Origin of the sequence: Lysobacter sp. H23M47 (assembly GCF_015209765.1) — a bacterium.
GTDB classification, from domain to species: Bacteria; Pseudomonadota; Gammaproteobacteria; order Xanthomonadales; family Xanthomonadaceae; genus Novilysobacter; species Novilysobacter avium.
The window spans coordinates 174,197-192,313 of the sequence record NZ_CP063658.1; the positions used below are offsets into that span (position 1 = coordinate 174,197).

An 18,117-nucleotide genomic window follows, 5' to 3' on the forward strand; every position below is an offset into this window, starting at 1 on the left:
CGCGATGAACACCCAGGCAAGCGCGGCGCCCGCCCAGGCCGCGACCACCACGTCCGAGCCGGGTCTGCTCGACCAGATCGTCGAGCAGAGCAAGGTCGCCCGATCCGACGCCGAGCACCAGCGTGCCCGCGACATCATCTCCGAGCTCGCCCGCGAGGTGCTCAAGGGCACCGTGGTGGTCTCTGAAAACCTCAACCTGACCCTGGACGCGCGCGTCGCCGAACTGGACCGGATGATCTCCGAGCAGCTGACCGCGGTGATGCACGCTCCGCAGTTCCAGCAACTGGAGTCCACCTGGCGCGGCCTGCATTATCTGTGCAGCCAGACCTCGACCGGGACGCAGCTGAAGATCAAGGTCCTCAACGCGCCCAAGAAGGACGTGGTCAAGGACTTCAAGTCGGCGATCGACTTCGACCAGAGCGCGTTGTTCAAGAAGGTGTACGAGGAGGAGTTCGGCACCTTCGGTGGCTCGCCGTTCGGCGCCCTGCTGGGCGACTACAACATCGGCCGCCAGCCCGAGGACATGTACTTCATCGAGCAGATGTCGCATGTCGCCGCCGCAGCCCACGCCCCGTTTGTCGCCGCCGCCAGCGAGGACATGTTCGGGCTGGAAAGCTTCACCGAGATGGGCAAGCCGCGCGACCTGGCCAAGGTGTTCGACACCATCGAGTACGCCAAGTGGAAGTCGTTCCGCGATTCCGAGGACAGCCGCTACGTCGGCCTGACCCTGCCGCGCTTCCTTGGCCGACTGCCGTACAACCCCAAGGACGGCACCACGGTGGAGGGCTTCAACTATGTCGAGGATGTCGACGGCAACGACCACTCCAGGTACCTGTGGTGCAACACCGCCTACGCGTTCGGCGCGCGGCTGACCAAGGCCTTCGAGGACTTCGGCTGGTGCGCGGCGATCCGCGGCGTGGAAGGTGGCGGCCTGGTCGAGGACCTGCCGACCCACACCTTCCGTACCGACGATGGCGAGGTGGCCCTGAAGTGCCCGACCGAGGTGGCGATCACCGACCGGCGCGAGAAGGAGCTCTCCGACCTGGGCTTCATTCCCCTGGTGCACTGCAAGAACACCGATTACGCCGCGTTCTTCGGGGCGCAGTCGGCGCAGAAGCCCAGGAAGTACAACACCGACGCGGCCAATGCGAATGCATCGCTGTCGTCGCAACTGCAGTACATGTTTGCCGTCTCCCGCGTCGCCCATTACCTCAAGGCAATGATGCGCGAGAAGATCGGCAGTTTTGCCTCGGCCGGTAACGTCGAGGATTTCCTCAACCGGTGGGTTGCGCAGTACGTGTTGTTGGATGACAACGCGACGCAGGAAGCGAAAGCGCAATACCCGCTGCGAGAGGCTTCGGTGCAGGTGTCGGAAGTGCCCGGAAAACCCGGTGTGTACCGGGCGGTGTCCTTCCTTCGCCCGCATTTCCAGCTCGACGAGCTGTCGGTGTCCTTGCGCCTGGTCGCTGAGCTTCCCGCCAGCGCCAAGGGGTAACCGCCACTCGCGTGCTGAAAGGCGGTTGACATCGCGGGGCAGAGATCCCGCCAGGCTGGCCGCCGTTTTGGTTCCATCAAGTTGGCAGCAACTACTGCGCCGGGTTCGTCCCGGTGCTGACTCTCACGGAAGAACGGAACAAAAGGAAACCAGATCATGCAGCATGCATTCCTCAGCATTGACACCATCAAGGGCGAGTCCAAGGACTCCGAGCACAAGGACTGGATCGAGATCGAGTCCTTCAAACAGGATGTCCTGCAGCCGCGTTCGGCCACTGCATCCAGCGCTGGCGGCACCACCGCGGCACGCGTGGAAATGTCCCCGATCGAGATCAACAAGCGTATCGACCTCGCATCGACGGCCCTGTTCCAGGCGTGCGCCAACGGCACCACGTTCCCCAAGGCCCGCATCGAGTTCATGCGCGCCGACAAGGACGGCAAGGCGATCAACTACTACACGATCGAACTGCTGAACGTCCTGGTACACCGCGTCACCACCGGCATGGGCCATGACGGCATGCCGTCCGAGCAGGTCCAGCTGAGCTTCGGTGCGATCAAGTGGTCCTACACCCAGCAGAAGCAGGGTGGCGGCGTCGGCGGCAAGGCCGTCGCGCAGTGGAGCAACACCGACAACACGCCCAGCTACCGGGTCTGACGGTCGTAAAGCCCTGATGGGTCGGTGCGATGGCGGCCAGCCGGTCGTCATCGCATTGTATTTCCGGGCTGCACTCCGCGTCCGGCCAGTGGCGCGTAGGCAGACAGGGAACCATGAAAGGATTCGAACCCAGCCTTCTGGAAAAGCTGTTCGACGATCAACCGCGCGTCACCGCTGCCAGCGGCATTTTCAAGTCGATCTCGCTGGACCAGTACAAGGAATCGGTCGCCCGTGACCTGGAAGGCCTGCTCAACAGCCGGGCCGCTTTTTCCGAGGACGACCTGAAGGAATTCCCCCATTGCCGCAACTCGCTGGTGACCTACGGGTTGCGCGACTTCTCCACCATGAGCCTGGCCAACGGCCACGACCGTGCCGCGATATGCCGATCCCTGGAGCAGGCGATCGCCCGCCACGAGCCGCGCCTGCACAACGTCCGCGTCACCCTGGAAGGCAACAGCCGCTCGGTGGGTGGCCTGCACTTCTCGATCCACGGTCTCCTGGACGTGCGCCCTGCCCGCGAACCGATCAGTTTCGACGCGATGCTGCAGCCCAGCACCCTGCAGTACTCGGTCAGCAGGTTGCGCCGTGCGGCGGCCTGACCGGAGACGCAGCTGATGGAAGACCTGCTGCCTTTCTACGAACGTGAGCTGGGCTACCTTCGCCGCCACGGCCGCGAGTTCGCCGAGCGCTACCCCAAGATCGCCGGCCGCCTGCTGCTGTCCGCCGATGGCAGCCAGGACCCGCACGTCGAGCGCCTGATCGAATCCTTCGCGCTGCTGAGTGCGCGCACCAACAAGAAGATCGAGGACGATTACCCGGAGTTCACCGAGGCGCTGCTGGAGGTCATGTACCCCCACTACCTGCGCCCGTTCCCGTCGTGTTCGATCGCCCGCTTCGACATGGGGCCCGCGCTCGCCCAGCTCAGTGCACCGGTCCACATTCCGCGCGACACGCTGCTGCACTCGCGCGCGGTACGCGGTGTCAGCTGCCGCTTTCGCTCCACCTTCGACGTGGTGCTGGCACCGATCCGACTGCGCGAAGCGCGCTACCGCGCGATCGCCGAGGTGCCCATGGCGACCAGCCTGCCGCCAGGCTGTGGGGGACAGATATCGCTGAGCTTCGAGTTGCTCGGCGAGCACCAGCAGCTGTCCGCACTGGGTCTGGACACCCTGCGGCTGTTCACCGAAGGCGAGGCCAGCTTCTGCGCTGCATTGCGTGACACCCTGGCTTTTGGCGTGAGGGCCGCCTATCTGGAAGCGGCCGGCAGCGGGCGCTGGAAAGTGCTGGCGGAATCACCGCTAAGACAGGCCGGATTCGGCGCCGACGAGTCGCTGATCGACTATCCCGAACGGTCGCACCCGGCGTACCGGCTGCTGACCGAATTGTTCGGATTTCCGGAGAAGTTCGGCTTCTTCGACCTGGATTTGAGGCCTCTGCACGGCAGTGCCGGCGCAACGTTCACCATTCATCTGGTTTTGGGCGCGCAGGCGGCGGACGCGACCGTGTCCCGGATCCTGGAATCGCTCTCGGCGACCAACATCCTGCTGGGATGCACGCCGGTGGTGAACCTGTTTGCGCAGCACGGTGAGCCCATCCGGGTGACCCATCGCAGCACCTCGTATCCGGTGGTGGCGGATGCGCGGCGCGCGTTTGCCTATGAAGTGGTGTCGATCGACTCGGTCAAGCGGATCCGCCAGACCGCCCAGGGCGAGAAGGTGACCGAGTTCCGCCCGTTCTATTCGTTGCAGCACGGTCAGTTGCCTGACGAGTCCGGCCATTACTGGTTCGCCCATCGTGACGAGCAGGTGGCACGCAGCAGCCCCGGGTTCGAGACCGAACTGTCGTTCGTCGACCTGGATTTCAATCCGGTCCAGCCGCAGACCGACGTGGTCAGCCTCGAGCTGACCTGCAGCAACCGTGACCTTCCCAGCTTTCTCGCCTATGGCGTGCAGGGCGGCGACCTGACCGTGGAGGGCGGCGGTCCCGCGCGCTCGATCGCGTTGCTGCGCAAGCCCAGCCGACCGATGCGCTTCGAGCGGGGCCGCGGTGCGCAGTGGCGACTGGTCTCGCATCTCTCGCTCAACCATCTGTCGCTGAGCCAGGACGGTCTGCCGGCGCTGAAGGAGATGCTGCGGCTGTACGACATCGCGCGCACCAGCACCTCGGGACGGCAGATCGACGGCATTGTCTCCCTGGAGCACCGCAGCGCCAGTGCATGGCTGCCCGGCAAGCATTTCGCCAGCGTGGTGCGCGGGATCGAGATCCGCCTTGGCATCGACGAGGCCGCCTTTGTCGGGCATGGCATTGCGACCTTCGCCCGTGTGCTGGACCACTTCTTTGGGCTGTATGTGCACGCCAACAGCTTCACCCAACTGACCGTGCTGTCTGCCGACAACGGCGAGGAACTGATGCGATGCGAACCGCGAAGCGGCGAATCGATCCTGGGGTAGCCCAGCAGCTGCTCGCCGGACCGCAGCGCTTCGAGTTCTTTCAGGCCCTGCGGATCCTTGAGCGACTGTTCATCAAGCAGGGCCAGCGGCCCGGCGAGGTGGTGTCGCGCAGCCTGCGTTTTCGCACATCAATGTCACTGGGGTTCCCGGCCAGCCAGATCGAATCGGCCCAGGCCTATGCGAGCGACGGAACCGCCCTGGACCGCGACGCCGCGGTCGAACACGCCATCACCATGGAGGAACTGGGCGAGGTCCATCTGACGCCGGCCTTCATGGGCATGCTGGGCAGCCATGGGGTGCTGCCCCTGCACTACACCGAGGCGCTCGCCGAGCGCGAAACCTACCAGCGCGACCGCACCGCCCGCGCCTTCCTGGATATCTTCGGCAACCGCGCAGTGGCCCTGCATTACGCCGCGTGGAAGAAGTACCGCCTGGGCCTGCAGTTCGAAATGGACGGCGACGAGCGCTTCCTGCCGCTGGTGCTGGCACTCGCCGGCATGGGCACGAACGGCCTGCGTGGGCGCCTGCGCGGCGAAGACAGCGACGTGTTCGATCACGCCGTCGCCCACTACGCCGGTGCGATCCGCCAGCGTCCGTTGTCGGCGGTGATGCTGCAGCGGATCCTCGCGGACTACTTCAAGGTGCCGCTGCGCGTGGAGCAGTTCGTAGGCGCCTGGTACCGCGTGCCCGAGGCGCAGCAGACGCGGCTGGGCGTCGGCAACGCGGCGCTGGGCAGCACGGCGCTCGCCGGCAACCGCGTCTGGCAACGTGACCTGAAGCTGCGCCTGTGGATTGGACCGCTGGACCGCACGCAGTTTGACGGCTTCCTGCCCGGACGCAGCGCGGCCAAGGCACTGGCCAAGTGGCTCACCCTGCTGACCGGCAGCACCCTGGAATACGAGGTCCGACTGAGCCTGAAACCGGCGCATCTGCGCGGCATCGCCCTGCGGGCCGGGACAGGTTGCGAGCTGGGCTTCGACAGTTACCTGTGCTCGCGCCCGCCGCCGGCGCCGCGCTCGGATACCCGTTACGGGATCCACACACTGCAATGACGACGGCGCGACAGCGCCGCCCTGGAGACGACACCGCATGGATCGCAACGCATGAATACCAACCTGAAAACCCTGATCGGCAAGCTCAACGACACCTGCCGCCAATCCGCCGAGCGCGCGGCCAACCTGTGCATGGCGCGCGGCAACTACGAGGTCGACCTGGAGCACCTTTTCCTGGCCTTGCTGGAGCATCCGCAGGGCGATGTCGCCCTGATCGCGCAGCGCAGCGGAATCGGCGTGGACAGCCTGCGCAAGGATCTGGAAGCGGAAGTCGGCCGCTTCAAGGCCGGCAACACGCGCACGCCGGTCTTTTCCCCGCACCTGCCCACGCTGTTCCAGCACGCCTGGCTGCTGGCCTCGTTGGACTCCCACACCACGCGCATCCGCGGTGGTCACCTGCTATTGGCCCTGCTGACCGAGCCGGGCCTGTCGCAGCTGGCGTACCGGGGTTCGGGCCAGTTCGTCCGGATCAAGCGCGATGAGCTCAAGCACAATTTCGCCAAGCTCACCGAAGGCTCGATCGAAGCCGGCGATGTCCGCTTTGCCGATGCGGGGGCGGAGTCCAACGGTGAGGACAATGCAGCGGACCCCGGCCTGTCGCGCACACCCGCCCTGGACCAGTACACGACCAACCTGACCCGGCGCGCGCGTGACGGCCACCTGGACCCGGTGATCGGCCGCGATGCCGAGATCCGGCAGATGATCGACATCCTGCTGCGGCGGCGCCAGAACAATCCCATCCTTACCGGCGAGGCGGGGGTCGGCAAGACCGCGGTGGTGGAGGGGCTGGCGCTGCGGATCGCCGCGGCGGACGTGCCGGACGTGTTGCAGGCCGTCGAACTGCACACCCTGGACATGGGCCTGTTGCAGGCCGGGGCGAGCGTCAAGGGCGAGTTCGAGAACCGGCTCAAGAACGTCATCGACGAGGTCAAGAAGAGCCCGCATCCGATCGTGCTGTTCATCGACGAGGCGCACACCATGATCGGTGCCGGCGGCCAGGCCGGGCAGAGCGACGCGGCCAACCTGCTCAAACCCGCGCTGGCACGCGGCGAGTTGCGCACCATCGCCGCGACCACCTGGTCGGAGTACAAGAAGTACTTCGAGAAGGACGCCGCGCTGGCCCGCCGCTTTCAGGTGGTCAAGATCGAGGAGCCGTCCGAGGTGCTGTGTGCCGCCATGCTGCGCGGCATGGTGCCGCTGATGGAGAAGCACTTCGGCATCCGCGTGATGGACGAGGCGATCACCGAGGCGGTGCGTCTGTCGCACCGCTACATCAGTGGCCGCCAGTTGCCCGACAAGGCGGTCAGCGTGCTGGATACCGCGTGCGCGAAGGTTGCGCTGGGCCAGAGCGCGACGCCGGCGATCATCGAGGACACCGTCAAGTATCTGGATCGGCTTGACGCGGAACTGGCTGCATTGCGCCGCGAAACCGTCGCCGGTGCACGCCACCAGGAGCGCGTGGCCGAGTTGACCGCGGAGCACTCCGCGGCCACCGAGGTACTGGAGCGCAGCCGCGAGCGCCTGCAGGTCGAAACCGCCCTGGCGCAGCAGATCCAGCAATTGCGCCATTCACTGGAAGCCGACGCGCACGGGGGGACAGGCGGCAAGCCGGCACTCGCGTCGGGTCGTGGCGATGATGACCGTGACGCATCAGGGGATGATGACGGTGACACCGCAGTCGCGGTCCGCCCCCAAGCGGTCAAAGCCGGCACTACCAGCAAGGCGGCGCCAAAGAAATCGTCTCCTGCGACCAACTCCAGGCTTGCCGAACTCGACCTGCTGCTGGCCGAGCTACGCGCCCTACAGGGCGAGGCCCCGATGGTGCCGCTGCAGGTGGACGGCGGGGTGGTCGCCGAGATCGTCAGCGCCTGGACCGGAGTGCCGTTGGGGCGGATGGTGAAGGACGAGATCCGTACCGTGCGCACTCTCGGGCCGTTGCTGGGCGAGCGGGTGATCGGCCAGGACCACGCCCTGGACGCGGTCGCCCAGCGCGTGCGGACCGCGTCGGCCAAGCTGGAGGATCCCGACAAGCCGCGCGGCGTCTTCATGTTCGTGGGCCCCTCCGGTGTCGGCAAGACCGAAACCGCGCTGGCATTGGCCGACATCCTCTACGGCGGCGAACGCAAGCTGATCACGATCAACATGAGCGAGTACCAGGAGGCGCACAGCGTGTCCGGCCTGAAAGGCTCGCCCCCCGGCTATGTCGGTTACGGCGAGGGCGGCGTGCTGACCGAAGCCGTGCGCCGCAATCCCTACTCGGTGGTCCTGCTGGACGAGGTCGAAAAGGCGCACCCGGACGTGCTGGAGATGTTTTTCCAGGTCTTCGACAAGGGCCAGATGGAGGATGCGGAGGGTCGCGAGATCGACTTCCGCAACACCCTGATCATCCTTACCAGCAACATCGGCTCCAGCCAGATCATGCAGTCCTGCCTGAACGTTCCGGCCGGCGAGCTGCCATCCTCCGATGACCTGGCCGACGCGCTGCGCCCGGTCCTGATGAAGACCTTCAAGCCAGCGTTCCTGGGGCGGATGAAGGTGGTGCCGTTCTTCCCGATCAGTGACGACGTGCTGGCCCGCATCATCGAGCTCAAGCTGGGCCGTATCCGCGAGCGTATCGCAGCCAACCACAAGGCGGTCTTCGAGTGGAACCAGGCGCTGGTGGAGGCGGTATTGCAGCGCTGCACCGAGGTCGACTCGGGCGCACGCAACGTCGACAACATCCTCAACGGGACCCTTCTGCCGGAAATCGCCGAGTCGGTACTGGCGAAAATGGCCGAAGGCGAGCAGATCGCCCGAATCAAGGTATCCGCCGACAGGAAGGGCAACTTCCGTTACCGGATGCAGTGAGCTTCGGCCGCAGCCGTCAGACCCAGCCACGCGCCGCCAGCGACACCGGCGGCCCGTCGGCGATGACGAAGTGGTCCAGCAGGCGCAGGTCGACCAGCGCCAGCGCCTGTTTCAGGCGCGCCGTCACGGCACGGTCGGCCGCACTGGGTTCGGGATTTCCGCTGGGATGGTTGTGGCCCACAACCATTACATGCCGCCTGTTGACAGGCCGCCATTACGAACTAAAGTGGTGACAGGGGGTCTTTCCGCTTTCTTCCTACAGACAACGCTCTGCCTCTGGCTGACAGCAGCCGGCCGTTTTGGTCGCAACTCTTGTCAGCTGAGTCGTTGAGACCAATAGGGCTGGTTCACCGCGCGGGGGGCAAGAGTGCAAATCGTCGTTGAGTCAGATAGGGATCGCCGTGTGCTTGAGTGGTTTGTGGAGCAAGTGGGCGAGAACCCCCTGGCGGCTGCGTGCATCAACCTGGCTGGGCGACGTTGCGCCTTTCCAAGCAGCGGCGCCAAGGCACTTGGGTTGAGCTCGCCGAGGCCACTAGCGCTGACGTCGCCCGAGTCAGCCGCCGTGCATACGGCCACAATCACCAAATTGCTTGGGGTGCCGCATGGCTACCCTTGAAGTCATTCGATTCCAGCGGCACGAGCCAAACGTCCCTGAAGGGGACTCGCCGGATACGGTGGATTGGCGCGCGTCTCGCGCCGATGGCGAGCTGCCTACCATTGTCTGGGCAAGCGGCGAGACCTGGAGCCAAGCCAACCTCTGGGCGCACCATTTGGCTGAGCAGCGCGATCCCCAAACGGTCATGGCATCCATGAAACATTTGGCCAGCTACGCCCGCTGGCTGGAGGCCGAGGGCGTCGAATGGTGGCATTTCCCTGAGAAGAAGTCGGAGCGTTGCCTGTTCAAGTTTCGAAAGGCACTCATCGCCGCGCGAGATGCGCACGAGATCGCCCCTTCAACTGCCAGTGCCCGCATGGCCGCTGTTTTACGCTTCTATCGCTGGACTCGTGCGGCGGACCTTATTTGTCCTGGTGGCTCGATGTGGGAGGACCGGGAGCTGAAGGTCAAGACCATGAATACCTTTGGTCTTGAGCGCACCATGCGGGTGATCACTAGTGAATTAGTGATTCCAAACCGCAAGGTCAAAGGTGGATTTCACTTGGAAGACGGCGTTCTTCCTGTCACCGAGGAGGGGCGCCGCGACATCCAAGCCTTCGCCGACGTGCATGCCAGCGATGAGTTGAGCTTGATGCTGGCGATTGGTTTTGGGTCGGGACTACGCCTCGGCTCGCTCTGCGACCTCAAGATCGCCACATTGGAGCACGCCACAATTGATCCACTAACGGGCTGGCGTCGCATGGATGTGGGGCCCGCCGCCCGCCCGCCTGTCGCCACCAAACTTGGAGTCAGCGGAAAGGTGCCCATCTGGGAGGAGCTGCGCGCCCGCGCCCTGGAGTATGCAGCGAGCCCACGGCGTCTTAAGCGGCAAGCGAAGGCGGCTGCCGAGCATCGCGGCTTGCTGTTATTGAACCGCTACGGTAACCCCTACACACAAGGAGCCGTGACGACGGAGATGTGCCGCTTACGTGCGAAGGCACTCGACGCCGGTGTGCACGTGTTCCGCGACTTTTACTTCCATCGTTCGAGGGCAACCTTCGCGACCCTGTTGATGCGGGTGGCGTTGAAGGTGCTGCCTGTGGGCGAGGCCGTCGACTTGGTGCGTGAGGCCTGTCTCCACGCCAACGCCGATACCACCATGGACTACGTGAAATTCATTGAGCAGTCGAAGGCGATGAGGGAGAGTGCAGATGCTTTCACCCAGGCGTTCCTTGGTCTATCAAAGCGTGATGTAAGTCGTGCTTGAGCGTACCGTCCCGGATCTTCTCATCCGCTCCATTCCCACTGGGTCGCGAGGCGATGGCCGTGACCTCAGGCGATTCCTGTATCGCGGCGCCGCTGGCAAAAACGGTCGTCAAGACGTAGATGACCGCATTGGAAGGGGAGAGTTGGGGCCACCGCTCACCGAGCGACTGGAGCTTTTGGAGTTGATTCATGCACGGCTTGAGGATGCGCCCGTCTCGGTCCATAGCAAGCTTGCGTGGTACGGGCAGGTGTCCTGCTTCATTCAATGGGTAGACTGTCGGAGTGACGCCCCTCGCCTCACTCAGGCAACCGCCAAAGCTCTCTTTGTCGACTACGCCGACCATTTGCAGCAACGCGTCAAGATCATCAAGGATCTAAAGCAGCGTTCTGCATACGCGATGGTGAGCTTGCTGGCGCATGTGCTGGGTCCGGTTCTCGATCCCGAGGCACCGCTCGCCCATCGAGCGCTCCGTGACCTCACCTCAATTTCCATTCCAAAGAGCTCGAAGCGCTCGCGCGGAATCCAGGCCGACAAGCAGCGCCTAGATGACACGTTTAAGTTTGGTCACTTCCTGAGCGATGTATGCGCGCAGCTCACCATAGAGGCGGTGCGAGGCCCGATGCCATTACAAATCGCCGTGGCTGACGGTAATAAAACGCTGGACTTGTCCTCAAGACGATTCAACTTTGATCTGGTGCCCGACAAAATTATGGATAAGGGTCGCAGGGATAGGGCGATACGAGCACGCGCCCCGTTGCCACCCGATATCGACGCAAAATACGCACGCTCATGGTTGATCAACCTCCGCATCCACGCTGAGATGCTAATTTTCATCGCGCAGTCCGGCATGAATCTGGCGCAGGTGAAAGATCTGCCGCGAGCAGAATATCGCTGGCAGACCCACGACCAGGACTACGTCGTACGAGCCGTCTACAAAGCGCGCCGTCAAGGTGTTGCGAAGTTCATTGTTTTTCGAGCATATCGCGACCACTTCAATCGATACCTCGCCTGGTTGGATGCGTTGGGCTTGAACGAGGAGGATGGCCGACTATTCCCATGCCTCTACTTGGTTCAGGTGCCGCCCGCTTATGCGCTGCCACAATTCGATACCCTACGCGCCTACTGCAAGACGCTCAGCATCCCCTTCGTTGGCCCGCGACTTCTGCGCAAGACCCGCATCAACTGGCTGCTCCGGCGCAGTCGTGACCCCGACATGTCTGCCCAGATGGCAGCGCACACAAAGGAGACGCTGCTTCGCGTGTACGAGGAGGGTGATCTTCAGTCGGCCTCACAGGAAATCGGCGCATATCACGCAAAGACAGACCCCGCTCTCCCCGGGCAAAGGACCTTCCCCGCTTGTGTCAGGGGCGATGGTGCGCCGGGCCCGCTCCCAGAGACACCCAAGGAAGCACCTCAGCCGGATTGTGTGACGCCGGAGGGTTGTCTGTGGTGTGAGCACTTGCGTGATGTGTTGGCGCCGGACTACTGCTGGCGATTGGCTAGTCACCGCTACCTCAAGTCTTTGGAAGTAGCACTTTTCAACCCGCCAGCCAGTCAGCCGCTCCACCCTGGTTATCTCGTCATAGATCGCGTAAGTATGAAATTGAAGGCGATAGCGGCGCAGAGCAGCGCGTGTGCGGATTGGGTAAAGGACGCTGAGGAGAGGGTCCGTGAGGGCGACTATCACCCTCGCTGGGCCGAGTTGATCGAGATCATTGAGGATCTCATATGACGCCCGAGTTGCCTTTGTCTGGCTTGCGAATTGATTCACTGCTGGTGACGCCTGGCACGGCCAATTTCCGCCCACCCTCCTGGCCGCCACCACCGGACTTCCCGGTGGTCATTGATTCCGAAGGTGTAGTCACGTGTGTTTACGGGGATCCTGTTTGGAATCTGGCCCCATGGGCCGGCAAAACTTGCAGCGTGCCCTTTGGTGATGGTGGTGGCCGGGGCGCCGTGGTCACCCCTGAGAACGCGGACCTGCTGCGGAAGATTGCGGGATGGTGGCTATGGGGGCCGGCGGCTGTACAGAACGCCGTAACCTTGAAAGTTCGCGTAGCCCAAGTACGTCAGCTTGCGGCGCTGTGCAGTGAACAGGGCATCCTGATGAGCGAGCTAACGCGTTTCCCGAACGTAATTGATGCGGTGGCAACCCGGATTCGATCATCGGATGGTCTGGAGATGATCGGCCTTCTGCATCGCCTACTCGCGCACCGTGAAACTCTAGGCTTCGCGATTCTGGATGAAGGTGGTATCAGGCGACTGGCGGGGAAGCTTCCAGAGCATGGAAGGGTGCAGACGGCGTATATCCCACCTCGCATTTGGACCTATCAACTGATTCGGTTGCGAGAGTTCTTGGATGACTATCTTTCGCACAAGGACCAAGTTTCAGATTGTTTTGCGTTCTGCTTGAAGACGTATCACGATAATGCCGGAGGCTGGGCGGCGCTCTTTACCGAAGGGCTGAGCCGTTCACGCCGGCCGTTCGGCGAAAAGCCTCACGGTGCCCGTGAGCGTTACCACGGCCCATTTCGGGATACGGCTAAACGCTTCGGCATTGACGGCCTGATCCAGCGCTGGGTCGGCGACGATTCTATAGCCGGATTGACCGAGCTGCTCAACACGGTCCGTGAGGCAGGCACCGCTTACGCGCTGAGCTTCTCGCTGATGCGCGTGGACGAAGGCGGGCAACTCCGGGCCGGGTGCTACACGGTTGAGCATGACGCACTCAATCAGGATGTGCACCTGCTTTCCAGCGTCACGAGCAAGACCCAGCAGGACGCTGATGCTCGCTGGATCTGCTCGCCGAGCGTGAGCATAGCCATCGAGGCTATGACCCACGTGGCTCAGCTGAGACTCGGAGCCGCGCAACACAATCCACGTCGACACCTAAGCGATCACGAACGCACCCATCCAAGGCTATGGAGCCATGGCGAGGAACCTTGGTCCAAAGGTAATGAAAGCAAGGGCGAACGGGGGCGCGTACCGGAGTACGCCAGGATTGTCGCCCGCCGATCCAAGCTCTTTGACACGGAGCAACTGCGCATTACGCAGGCTGACCTTGATGTCGCGCGGGCGATGACGATCGGCCTCGATCCGAAGAAGTACAGCGTGGGCAAAGTGTGGCCATTCGCATGGCACCAGCTGCGTCGGACAGGTGTGTGCAACATGCTGGCGAGCGGTCTGGTTTCGGAGAGTTCGCTGCGCTACCAACTCAAGCATCTGACCGTCGTCATGACGCGCTACTACGGGCAAAACTACTTCCGGCTCAAGAGTGATCTCAACGGCGAGGCGCACGGATTTTTCCTCAAGGAGATGTATGAGGCTGTGGCGCGTGGATTTGCTGAACTCACTGGTGACCAGTACATCTCGCCCCACGGGGGGAAGCGCAAGGAGCAGATCCTGCGGCCGATCGCCGAGCGTGACCATAAAGGCCTGATCCAGGCCGCCAAGTCAGGCAAGGTCGTCTATCGGGAAACGCTACTCGGGGGCTGCACCCAGGTCACGTGCGTTTATGGCGGTGTGACCAACATCGCCGCTTGCATGGGTACTGCGGGCGAAAGCAAGAAGCCCTGCGACCAGCTGATCATCAACAAGGACAGGCGCTCAATCTTGGTCAAACTGATTGCCGGATTTGACAGCCAGCTCGGTCAAGTCTCGTCGGACTCTCCTCTACAGCAGTCGCTCATGGGCAATCTAAATGCAGCGAAGGCGGCCATCAATGTCATTGATCAAACATAAAGTCGTGACCATGAGTCGTGCCGAAACCAAGTTCCGGGAGGCGTTTGAGCGCCTCAAGACGGGTAAGACGGAACTCGTGCCCACAGGCACGAAGATGAGCCAGAACGCAGTGGCAAAGGAAGCGGGTGTCATTCCCTCCGCTCTGCGCCCCTCCAGATTTCCAGACTTATGCCGTGAAATCGCCGAGTGGATCGATGAGCACAAGGATGATCCGGCTCAGAAGTCAGGGCGACAGAAAAACCTAGCGGAGCGCAACGCCAGGCGCGCGGTTCGCGAGCAGATGAGGGCGATGAAGGTTCAGCGCGATCTTGCCCTATCAAAGCTCCTGAGCGCCGAGGCGCACATTCTTGAACTGACCATGGAGGTCAGGCGCTTGCGCGCCCTGGCCCCCGATCCGGTTGTCCCCATCCGTCCTGCGGATCGTGGCAAGGCAGCGGGTACAAAGCCAAAGCTGCGATCGATCGAGGAGTGAGTGAGCTTGGTCGCAGTCGACCCGACGCAGACGTTGGCGCGCTGAAACAAGCGACAACGAAAGAAGCAAGGCTGACTCCAAAGCGTCCGGCTAGCATCGATATCAGCCAAGCCTTCTCGAGTAAGGCGATCTTCTTCGGCCTTGGACAGCACTGAGAGTATTGCTAGCAGTTCCCGTTCGATGTGGTCCAACTGCTTACCCGCATGGGTAGATCCTATCGATCCTGGCGATAACGTACTTGGAGAACGCACGCGCAGTGGCCGACGCGCGCTATAAAGCTCAGGCGCTGCAACTCATCGTAATCGCTCAATGTTTGGAACGGATTTCCAGACCTCATCGCCAAGATCCGTCGCCACTGTAGCCAGCGCAGTGGACAGCGTGTAAGGCGACATGGAGTAGGACGGCGAGAAGCACAGGTTGTCACCCGGGGCATTGAAGGCAAGCCTCAGCCGACGCGGGAGTTCCAGGATGAGCGTCTTGTTTAACAGATCCTCGTCGCCGGGATGCTGTAGAGCCTTCGATGCCATGCTGCGAACCGAGGCCCAACAGGCGTAGCGCCAGTGTCCAATCGCAAAGCTACCGGCATGCGCGGCCAAGATCGGCTCAAGCAACTTCTCGTGACGGGTGTCAAACCCATGCGCCCGAAGGTGATAACGCAGATACGAGGTAACTTCCGGCGGGAACAGCTCCCGCCAGACACGAAGCCATGTCTCAGCGAATCGAGCGTGCCGTCCATGGGTGGCCAAGTAGTCGCTAAGACGCTCTTCCAAGCCGGCGTATGGCTCGGCAGCCCACGAGTATGACCAGTGAAGGCCGTCACCCCCGTAGGTGACGTTGCTTGTAGCGGTGGTGTCTGTGTGGACGACGCCAAGCGCACTCAGAACCAAAAGGACTGAAGCCGTCGCATCGCGAGTAGGTGCAAGCCTTCTCCCCTGGTTGTGCGATTGCGCCAGCGCCAGCAGGTACAAGGCTCCGCGTCCGCCGAGGGCCTCGATAGATCCAAGCTCGGGGGCGTCGACGTGGATGATCGGGTATTTCGCAGCGTTCATGTTCCCAGGTGACATAGTCCACGACATAGCTCGGCGTGCTGGGGAGTAGCCCCGCCTCGGTTGTTTCAAAACTAAGAATACCTTAGTATTCAGGGGCCGAAAACTTGGCCATGCTTAGCCGACCTCATGGGGGCGGCAGTGGCTAAGCGAAAGGAAGTAACGTCGATCTTCGCGATCCGGCTGGCACAGGCCAGGGAGCGAACTGGCCTGTCACAGGAACAGCTGGGCGTTCTTGCCGGATTGGATCCTTCTGTGGCGAGTCCCCGAATCAATCAGTACGAGCGAGGCAAGCACGAGCCGCAGCAAAAGACGGCCAAGCAGCTTGCCGATGCGCTGGGAGTTCCCGCAGCGTTCCTTTACACGGATGACGAACTATTGGCAGAGCTCCTGTTGCGCTGGAACGGTCTTACGCAGCGACAGAAGCGAGAGATCGTTAAGCAGGCGGCTTCAAAGTCGATGTCTCAGGACGACAAATAGGTAGGAGTTCCCTTACCAATCGCTGAGAAACAATCCCCCCGCGCGGCTGGCGTTTCCTGATGCTCAAGGAGAGGGTCAGTGAGAGACAATCACTTTGCGGTTCAGGCCACATGCCTCAGCCGGATGAGGCGGGAGCTTGCTGTTCCCGTAGCGCCGATAAGCCTTCAACGCCCCCTGGAACAGGGGGCGTTGTCGTTAGTATGCCTCCCACTGCGTCCCAAGGTGACCTGTCAGGACTTACGCAGTCTTGCATGCTGCGATCCCTGCATTCCATCCTTGAAGCCAGCCCTACGAGAGTGAGGAATGCCCGATGACCATGCCCGACGAACGTAGCCGTAGCTTGGTGTGGGCGGGTGGGTTCCTGATCGAACTTGCTCGGGACGAGCGGCTACCCATGGACATCAGGAAGCAGGCCGTCGTCATCGCGCGGCACTTCCCCACCGTTGAACAGGTTGGACACTTGGCCAGCACCGTCGAATCATCGACGTCGCCTTTTGGACTTGGGCTTGCGCACCCCAAGGACCATCCAGAGTGGGCTGCTGAATGCAAGCACGGCCCGCTGACGTCTCATACGAACCTGGCATGGCCCAGCTCTGCTGAGGACGGGCGTCGCTTGATGCCAAGCACGGAACGTTTCCAGCCCAGTCTTGAAGAGCTGTCAGCCGCAAGACGACTGCAGCTTGCGGCTGAGTGGCCGACGGCCGATGAGGCAGGTCTGGCGATGGGGCTCGACCTGAGTGAAGCTTCACGGGTGGTGAAGCAGCACCGTTGCGAAGGAAGGTTGCTGGGCGCCTATATGGTGGAGCCTGAGCATCACTGGCGGTACCCGATCTGGCAGTTCGACCACAGACATCAGCCAATCGCGCGCCTCGCAGACATCTTGGCGCTCCTGCGCCAGCACGGCAACTATCTTGACAGGCAAGGGGGATCGTCGGGTTGGCGTGAGGTCGAGTGGTTCCATTCGCCTCACGCGCTGCTGGATGGCCGGCGCCCGTGCGAAGTGTTGCGTGAAGATCCCAATGCCGTATTTGAAGCCGCTCGCGTGGAGTACATTGAGGAGTGCAGTGACGGCGGCTTCTGATTGCTCGGCTCCTTCCTCCTTACGTCCGGTTCCGGCCAGAAGCGGACGTTCTGGCTGACCCGAACTGCCGCTTCGAATCCACTCTTTCAGAGGGTCGGCAGGGATTCGTGTAAAAAACGGCCAAAGGTGAGCTAACTGCCTGTCATAGCTGACTTTCTTGGCCGCTCCAGCCACGCTTCAGAACGGAGCATTTCTTCTTCGAGGACCGGACAACGGGCCGTAACTCGTTATTTCACCTCGTCCCGGTAACTCCGCCAAGCCATGCGGAGTACCCGAGCGGAGGACCGCAGAAACATCAGCAACAGTCCACCGGCGATGACCAGATCGGGCCAGCCGGCATCGAACAGCCACACGCCGGCGGCTGCCAGCAGCACCGCAACACCCTCGTACAGGTCATTGCGCGAGCACTCCCAGGCCGATGACATGTTCACGTCGCCAAAGCGGTACGGGGTAAGCAGCCACAGGCACAAGGCGTTGAACGCAAGATTGATCACGGCGGCGATGCCGATGGCCTCGAAGATCGGCACCTCCGGGTGGGCCAGGCGCCAGCCGATCTGGATGGCGACCGCAACCGCGGCACCGAGGATCAGCAATCCCTTGAACAACGCCACCCTGGCCTTGGCGCGCAGGCTCGCGCCGATCACTGCCAGGCTCAGCAGATAGGTCAACGCATCACCGAGGTTGTCGAGGCTGCCCGACAGCAACGAGGACGAGCCGCTGTAGATCGCTGCGGTGATCATCATCACGAAGCTGGCGATGTTGATTGCCAGCACGATCATCAACACGCGCCGCTGCCCCGCCTCCAGGGCGCGGATATCCACCGTGCTTCCGCAGCCGCACGAATCACTCATGATCATGTCTCCGAGTCGAGCGGGCGTCCGAGGATTTGCGGCCCGCTTCCAGGTCGGCGATCCTAAACCCCGGAGTCGCTACAGAG

14 protein-coding genes and 1 pseudogene are annotated in these 18,117 nt (G+C 62.6%); 12 read left to right on the plus strand and 3 right to left on the minus strand.

Annotated features, from left to right (window positions below):
* Nucleotides 1–4 precede the first annotated feature (4 nt).
* From tssC to tssH, 6 genes are all read left to right on the plus strand, one after another.
* A complete protein-coding gene (tssC, locus tag INQ43_RS00785; protein ID WP_193985391.1) occupies nucleotides 5–1,495 on the plus strand; it encodes a type VI secretion system contractile sheath large subunit in 1,491 nt (496 codons plus the stop codon).
* A 156-nt stretch (nucleotides 1,496–1,651) separates the two neighbouring features.
* Entirely contained in the window at nucleotides 1,652–2,149 is a 498-nt protein-coding gene (locus INQ43_RS00790) for a type VI secretion system tube protein Hcp (protein WP_194036806.1), read from the plus strand.
* Between the two features lie 113 nt (nucleotides 2,150–2,262).
* Entirely contained in the window at nucleotides 2,263–2,748 is a 486-nt protein-coding gene (gene tssE / locus INQ43_RS00795) for a type VI secretion system baseplate subunit TssE (protein WP_194034739.1), read from the plus strand.
* Nucleotides 2,749–2,763: 15 nt separating this feature from the next.
* Nucleotides 2,764–4,599, plus strand: a complete 1,836-nt coding sequence (gene tssF, locus INQ43_RS00800; protein ID WP_194036807.1) for a type VI secretion system baseplate subunit TssF — start codon at nucleotides 2,764–2,766, stop codon at nucleotides 4,597–4,599.
* Nucleotides 4,563–5,651, plus strand: a complete 1,089-nt coding sequence (gene tssG / locus INQ43_RS00805) for a type VI secretion system baseplate subunit TssG (protein WP_194034741.1) — start codon at nucleotides 4,563–4,565, stop codon at nucleotides 5,649–5,651. The genes tssF and tssG overlap by 37 nt, the downstream gene beginning before the upstream one ends.
* Nucleotides 5,652–5,702: 51 nt before the next feature.
* Nucleotides 5,703–8,498 carry a type VI secretion system ATPase TssH gene (gene tssH, locus INQ43_RS00810; protein WP_194036808.1) on the plus strand — a complete coding sequence of 932 codons (2,796 nt, stop codon included), beginning with the start codon at nucleotides 5,703–5,705 and terminating at the stop codon, nucleotides 8,496–8,498.
* A gap of 16 nt (nucleotides 8,499–8,514) precedes the next feature.
* Here the strand turns inward: tssH and INQ43_RS00815 are convergent.
* Nucleotides 8,515–8,685, minus strand: a pseudogene (locus INQ43_RS00815) (JAB domain-containing protein); the annotation flags it as partial.
* A gap of 415 nt (nucleotides 8,686–9,100) precedes the next feature.
* Between INQ43_RS00815 and INQ43_RS00820 the strand changes: the two are divergent.
* The 4 genes from INQ43_RS00820 to INQ43_RS00835 are packed head-to-tail and all read left to right on the plus strand — an operon-like array spanning nucleotide 9,101 to nucleotide 14,573.
* Nucleotides 9,101–10,360, plus strand: coding sequence for a site-specific integrase (locus INQ43_RS00820; RefSeq protein WP_194036809.1), 1,260 nt, complete (start codon nucleotides 9,101–9,103; stop codon nucleotides 10,358–10,360).
* Nucleotides 10,353–12,092 carry a hypothetical protein gene (locus tag INQ43_RS00825; protein ID WP_194036810.1) on the plus strand — a complete coding sequence of 580 codons (1,740 nt, stop codon included), beginning with the start codon at nucleotides 10,353–10,355 and terminating at the stop codon, nucleotides 12,090–12,092. The genes INQ43_RS00820 and INQ43_RS00825 overlap by 8 nt, the downstream gene beginning before the upstream one ends.
* Nucleotides 12,089–14,101: a hypothetical protein gene (locus INQ43_RS00830; protein ID WP_194036811.1), complete on the plus strand. Its 2,013-nt coding sequence runs from the start codon at nucleotides 12,089–12,091 to the stop codon at nucleotides 14,099–14,101. Before INQ43_RS00825 ends, INQ43_RS00830 begins: the two co-directional genes overlap by 4 nt.
* Nucleotides 14,082–14,573, plus strand: a complete 492-nt coding sequence (locus tag INQ43_RS00835; protein WP_194036812.1) for a hypothetical protein — start codon at nucleotides 14,082–14,084, stop codon at nucleotides 14,571–14,573. Before INQ43_RS00830 ends, INQ43_RS00835 begins: the two co-directional genes overlap by 20 nt.
* 293 nt (nucleotides 14,574–14,866) lie before the next feature.
* Here INQ43_RS00835 and INQ43_RS00840 read toward each other — a convergent pair whose 3' ends face one another.
* Nucleotides 14,867–15,622 carry a hypothetical protein gene (locus INQ43_RS00840; protein WP_194036813.1) on the minus strand — a complete coding sequence of 252 codons (756 nt, stop codon included), beginning with the start codon at nucleotides 15,620–15,622 and terminating at the stop codon, nucleotides 14,867–14,869.
* Nucleotides 15,623–15,760: 138 nt separating this feature from the next.
* Here INQ43_RS00840 and INQ43_RS00845 point away from each other — a divergent pair, with 138 nt between their 5' ends.
* Nucleotides 15,761–16,099, plus strand: a complete 339-nt coding sequence (locus INQ43_RS00845; protein WP_228062566.1) for a helix-turn-helix transcriptional regulator — start codon at nucleotides 15,761–15,763, stop codon at nucleotides 16,097–16,099.
* Nucleotides 16,100–16,409: 310 nt separating this feature from the next.
* Complete coding sequence (locus tag INQ43_RS00850) at nucleotides 16,410–17,180, plus strand: BPSL0761 family protein (protein ID WP_194036815.1); 771 nt, start codon at nucleotides 16,410–16,412, stop codon at nucleotides 17,178–17,180.
* A 227-nt stretch (nucleotides 17,181–17,407) separates the two neighbouring features.
* Here the strand turns inward: INQ43_RS00850 and INQ43_RS00855 are convergent, their stop codons facing one another.
* Entirely contained in the window at nucleotides 17,408–18,031 is a 624-nt protein-coding gene (locus INQ43_RS00855) for a cation transporter (RefSeq protein ID WP_095209458.1), read from the minus strand.
* Nucleotides 18,032–18,117: the final 86 nt, after the last annotated feature.